Origin of the sequence: Cupriavidus basilensis (assembly GCF_029335485.1) — a bacterium.
Classification (GTDB): Bacteria; Pseudomonadota; Gammaproteobacteria; order Burkholderiales; family Burkholderiaceae; genus Cupriavidus; species Cupriavidus basilensis_E.
This window is the reverse complement of record NZ_JARJLM010000514.1, coordinates 1-5,274: the sequence shown is the minus strand read 5'-3', so window position 1 is coordinate 5,274 and position 5,274 is coordinate 1. Positions and strand designations below refer to the sequence as shown.

The 5,274-nt window shown below is 65.6% G+C and carries 4 protein-coding genes; 1 reads left to right on the top strand and 3 read right to left on the bottom strand.

What is annotated here, in order from left to right; all coding sequences use genetic code 11:
• Positions 1-210: 210 nt before the first annotated feature.
• The gene (locus tag P3W85_RS31775; RefSeq protein ID WP_276267683.1) at positions 211-1,725 is read right to left on the bottom strand and encodes an amidase; all 1,515 of its coding nucleotides are present in this window, start codon (positions 1,723-1,725) and stop codon (positions 211-213) included.
• 197 nt (positions 1,726-1,922) lie between these two features.
• Positions 1,923-3,044 (bottom strand): substrate-binding domain-containing protein, encoded by a 1,122-nt coding sequence (locus P3W85_RS31770; protein WP_276267682.1) that lies wholly within the window; start codon positions 3,042-3,044, stop codon positions 1,923-1,925.
• A gap of 144 nt (positions 3,045-3,188) precedes the next feature.
• On the opposite strand from P3W85_RS31770, the gene P3W85_RS31765 reads away from it, so the two are divergent.
• On the top strand, positions 3,189-3,602 hold the full coding sequence (locus P3W85_RS31765; RefSeq protein ID WP_017225440.1) for a MarR family winged helix-turn-helix transcriptional regulator: 414 nt from the start codon (positions 3,189-3,191) through the stop codon (positions 3,600-3,602).
• A gap of 21 nt (positions 3,603-3,623) precedes the next feature.
• Here P3W85_RS31765 and P3W85_RS31760 read toward each other — a convergent pair whose 3' ends face one another.
• Positions 3,624-4,934: a carbohydrate porin gene (locus P3W85_RS31760; RefSeq protein WP_430869661.1), complete on the bottom strand. Its 1,311-nt coding sequence runs from the start codon at positions 4,932-4,934 to the stop codon at positions 3,624-3,626.
• Positions 4,935-5,274 lie beyond the last annotated feature (340 nt).

Genomic DNA, 5,274 nt, shown 5'->3' with positions numbered 1-5,274 from the left:
ACCTGTCCCAACCCACCCAAGCCAAAGACCCTGACACCACTCCGCCTTTAGGCCCCGCAACCCTAAATCAGATCACCAGAAAATCCAACGGCAACCACATCCCTTCATTTTGAAACAACCACCATGAAGCGAAGAGGATAGGCAAGAGGGGTGGCTCAGCCAGGCACCACTGGAAACGAAGCCAACGGTTTTTGCCACCCCCGCCCCCCATCAGAACCCATGCCAGTCCCCGGCTTGCTCGAAGGCATGCGCCGCCCGGTAGATGGTCGCTTCGTCCCAGTGCTTGCCCACCAGCATCAGGCCGATCGGCAGGCCGTCGCCCAGTCCGCAGGGCAGGCTCATGGCCGGATGGCCGGTAGCGTCGAACGGCGCCGTGTTGGCGACCATCTCGAAGGCGCGCTGGATCACTTCGGCCAGCGGCGCGCCGGGCGCCGGGATCGGCTGCGCCTTCAGCGGCAGCGTCGGCATCAGCAGCAAGTCGTAGCGCTGCAGTTGCTCGTCGTAGGCGTTGCGCAACCGGCGCGCCAGGTTCTGCGCTTTGGCGTAGAAACGGCCACCATATTGCCGCATGAAGAATTCGCCCACAAACATCGATAGCTTGAGCGAGGGCGAGAGCTGGTCCGCCTGCTCGCGCCAGCCGGCATGGCGCTCAAGCAGGCTGGTCGTGTACAGGCCTTTCCAGTTGAACCCCATGCCGTTGCCGTGCATCATCTGCGCCTGCAAGCCTTCCAGTGCGATGGGTGTCCAGATGGCGGCCCCGTCCAGGTGCATGGGGATGCTGACCTCGTCCACGATCGCGCCAAGCTGTGCCAGCCGCTGCGCGCCGGCACGTACCTTGGCGTCGACATCCGCCTCGCTGTTGCCATGACCGAAACCCTCGCGCACCACGCCGATGCGCAAGCCCGCCACGCCCTTGCCAAGCGCCTCGGTATAGCGCGCCACGCGGGGGGCGTATTGACGCGGGTCCAGCCCGTCCGGCCCGGCGATCACTTCGAGCAGCAAGGCATTGTCCGCCACCGTGCGGGTCATCGGTCCGGTATGGTCGATGGTGGATTCGATGGGCATGATGCCGGTGTAGGGCACCAGCCCGTGCGTGGGCTTCATGCCATAGCAGCCGGAGAACGCGGCGGGGATGCGGATCGAGCCGCCCTGGTCGCCACCGATCGCCATGTCGACTTCGCCGGCGCCGACCAGCGCCCCGCAACCGGATGACGACCCGCCTGCGATATAGCCCATGCGGTAGGGATTGTGCACGGGGCCGCTGGCGTTGGTATGGCTGCCGCCCGAGAGGCAGAAGCACTCGCAATGCGCCTTGCCCACAATGGTGCCGCCGGCATCGAGGATGCGGGTCACCACGGTAGCGTCGATATCGGGAACATAGCCTTCCAGGGTGGAGGAGCCATTCATCATGGGCACCCCGGCCAGGCAGATATTGTCCTTGAGCACTACCGAGCGCCCCGCCAGCGCGCCGCCAGCCGCGCCCTTCACTTCGGTCTTGACGTACCAGGCATTGAGACGGTTTTCCTGCGGCGGCGGACGGTAGCCCGCGCTGCGCGGATAGCCCGGCTCGGGCAGGAAATCCGGCAATTCGTCGACACGGTCGTAGGCCTGGATGCTGCCCTCCATCAGGGCGAGGTACTCGGCGCATTCGTCCTCGCTCATGGTCATGTGCAAGCTCGAAATCAGTTCGCGCATCTGAGCCTGGGTGGGGCGCTTCACGGTCATGGCGTACTCCTGTGCGAGGTAGGGGGCAATGGCAATCGGGAGAGAAAGAGGCCGGCCTGGTTGCGCCGGGGCAGCCGTCATATTATTTTCCATAGAAATATTTTCCAAGGAAAATATTAGGCGGCTAGGGAAAACCATGAAACCGCGCCTGGGGTCCTGGGCGCCTGTCTGCCTTTCCGAGGTCTTGCGCCTGCGGCTCAGAGTTGCCTGACGACCTGGAAGAAATGGCCGTTGGCTTCGGCGAGAAACACCGGTTGCTGTACGCGGGCATTGCCGCGCCAGGACAATCCGCGCACGCTGCGAAACGCCAGGGGCGCGCAGCGCGGCGCCTGTTCCGGCGCGGCGGCCAAAGCCGCCAGGAAGTACATGCCATCGTAGACTGACTGCGCCAGCGCATTGAGCACCGGCGCCCGTTCGCCGAAGCGGCCGTGGTAGCGTTCCTTGAACGCCATGTTGACATCGTTGGCGAGCGCGGCGAAATAGCCGGAGGCCACGAACAGGCCGTCGGTATTGCCGGCGCCGATGGCCAGCAAGCCATTTTCCTCGATGGCGCACGACAGGCGCCTTACCCGCCGCTGCAGGCCGGATGCGCCGAATTCGCGATTGAAGCGCACTGCATCCTGCCCGATCAGTGAAAGCAGGACCGCATCGGGACGCAACGTTTCGATCTCCTCGAGCACCTTGCGATAGGACCCGCAACCGTGCGGCACATAGCGGTCCGCCAGCATTTCCCCGCCAAGGGCGCGCAGTGCGCCGGCCGCCTGGAAATGCGAGGCACGCGGCCAGACGCAGTCGTTGCCGACGAACACCCAGCGACGCGCCCGGTACTGCCGGACCATCGCCTCCAGCGCTGGCAGGAGCTGCAATTCCGGCGTTTCTCCGATCGCATAGACGCCGGGCGCCCTCTCGCCACCTTCGTAGAGCGGCGTATAGACAAAGGGGATACGCCCTGCGGTGGCGGCGCGCACGCGCGAACGTACCGCGCTGGTATGCATGCCGACCACGGCATCGAGCTCGCCCTCGCGCACCAGGGCACCCAGCAGGTCGGGAATATCGCGGCACTCGTCCACGGCATTGAACACCCGCAGGCAGATTTCGCGGCCGCCGATGCCGCCCTGCCGGTTGATCTCTTCGGCCGCGAGCTGCGCGCAGGCGCGCGCCGAAGGGCCCCAGATACCCGCGGCGCCGCGTACCGGCACCAGCAGGCCGACCGTCAGCCGGCCGGCACCGCAGCCACTGGCCTCGCCCTCGACCAGGCAGGTCGCAGACGGATCGTCCGGCGCCTGGGCGCGACTGGACCGCAGTGGCTTCCATTGCATGGCATCGTCTCCTGGCCGGGTTGGGCGGCAAATCCGCATCTTGGCAGCGCGCCTTTCCCATCGGAGGAACCAGGCCGGGGCACGGAACATTTTCCTGGGAAAGTTTTCTCGTATACTAACGCAGTGTTCCACGCAGGACTGCTCATGAGCGATATCGACGGCTACCTGGCCCAACTCTTGTCACGTGCCCACCACGCCGTCCATGGCCGGCTGGAGCAAGCCCTGGCCGGCGAAGGCGTGCAGGTCGAGCACTGGAAAGTGCTGCGCGTGCTGGCGGACGAGCAAGGGCATGCCATGGGCGAAGTGGCCCAGGCGCTGACCATGCATCCGCCCACCCTCACCAAGCTGGTCGACCGCATGATCAGCCAGGGCCTGGCCATGCGCAGCCCGGATCTTCATGACAACCGCCGTGTCCTGCTTTACGCCACGGACCAGGGATTGGCGCTATCGAAGCGGCTGAATCGCCTGGTGCAGCAGCATGAGGACGGCATCGTGCGCAGCATCGGCGCGGCCAGGGCGAAGCAGCTCAAGGCCCTGTTGGCCGAGCTGGGCAACTGATCGCCGGGGCGGTCACCGGGCTCAGAACTCGGCATGCAGGCGCACGCCGTAGAACATCGCCGGGCCGCGGTCGCGGTTGTAGCCGGGATTGCGGATGTACTGGAAATCCGGGCTGATGCTCAGGTATTTGACCGGCTGGAAGCTGTAGAACACCTCCACGATCTGTTCCGGGCCGTACCTGAGCGCACCGTCGCCAAGGAAGGCGCCCTGCCCGCCGGCCGCCAGGTAGGCCTGGTGGCGCGAGCCCAGCATATTGACCGACATGGCCAGCCCCACCACGTCGCGTGGCCGTCCCCAGGCGTTGCCGTTGAGCACGCCGCCGGCGGCCACCTGGCGGCCGATCTCGGTAAAGGCGTAGGTCTCGGTCTTGTCGTCGGACATATTGGCGCGCGCGAACACGCCCAGGGAATCGTTGACCTTCTGCATCACGGACAGGCCGGCCCCAATCTTGGCGTGCTCCTCGCGCACATTGGCGACGTCCGGCGTGGCGCCGGTGGCGGCGCCGAATTGCAGCGCATCGCTGAACGCGCCCATGCGCGCCTTGTTGCGCCAGAACATCAGGCGCGCCACGCCGGGCTTGCCGGCCAGGCTGTAGCGCTTCTCGAACTCGAGCACGTCGCCATAGTGCGCGAACATGCGCGTATCGAGTTCCAGCCCGTTGGATTCCAGTGGCTGCAGGAAGCGGCCGAGCCGCACCGACCAGGTATCGCCGATGTATTCGAGCGCCACGCCCCAGTCGTAGCCGCGCGCATCGGCCGGATAGTCGAAGGAGCCGTGCGTCAGGAACGACCAGTTCATGAACTGCGTGCGCGGGTCGGAGCCATACTCGTTCTGGTCGAAGACGTCGAGCACGCCGAAATTGCCGGCGGTCAGCACGATGCGCCGCTTGTCGACGCTGCCGGCCAGCTGGTTGAAGTCGGCATCCTGCTGCTCGGTGCCGCCGCCCAGGCCCCAGGTCTGCCGGATAAAGGCACGCGCGCGGTAGAACACCGGGTTGGTGCTCGACACCTTGGCCAGTTCCCCGTTGGTGGGGCCCCCCACCCCGTGCAGTTCGGAGAACGGCACGCCCTGCGTCACTTCCGGGTTGAAGTGAAATTCCGCGCCGCGCCACAGGCGCAGCCCAAGATCGAGCGTGGCGCTGAACGAATAGCTCTTGGCGCGATCCGCCGTAAGGCTGTTGGGGCCCGAGTAGGCTGCCCCGAAAGACGGCTTGCGCTGCCAGATATAGGTGGTCTGCCCGTGGACGGCGAAGTCCTCCGGCGCATCGGCCGGCGCGGCCGCATCGCCATTGCCCGCGGCTTGCGCCTGCGCCATCGCCGGGAGCGCAGCCATGGCCGCCAGCGCGCCGGCCAGCGACAGGGCAGCCGCAGCCTTGCGAGAGGCGGAGGACAAGCGTGGCCGCGCCGGAGCGGCGGTGGAGCAACGAAGCAGCATGAAAGATCCGGGAAACGACGAAAGGCCGGGCAAGATGGATCCCGGCTGATTGGCGGACGAAGCATAGCCAAGCGTTTATGACATGTCTACCTTGTATTGTTGCGACGCAACATTCCAGTGGCTGCGGCCTGACTTTCCGAATCTGTCATCGCCCTTGAATTAATTAATTCATAAATTAATATTGTCTGCATAGCCTGGAGCCGCCATGCCACGTGCAGCAGACAATACGCCCGCAAGC

What these genes read in the sequence shown, in the direction of transcription:
- P3W85_RS31775 (WP_276267683.1), bottom strand. Translation starts at nt 1,725, where the DNA reads ATGACCGTGAAGCGCCCCACCCAGGCTCAGATGCGCGAACTGATTTCG.
- P3W85_RS31765 (WP_017225440.1), top strand. Translation starts at nt 3,189, where the DNA reads ATGAGCGATATCGACGGCTACCTGGCCCAACTCTTGTCACGTGCCCAC.
- P3W85_RS31770 (WP_276267682.1), bottom strand. Translation starts at nt 3,044, where the DNA reads ATGCAATGGAAGCCACTGCGGTCCAGTCGCGCCCAGGCGCCGGACGAT.
- P3W85_RS31760 (WP_430869661.1), bottom strand. Translation starts at nt 4,934, where the DNA reads ATGGCTGCGCTCCCGGCGATGGCGCAGGCGCAAGCCGCGGGCAATGGC.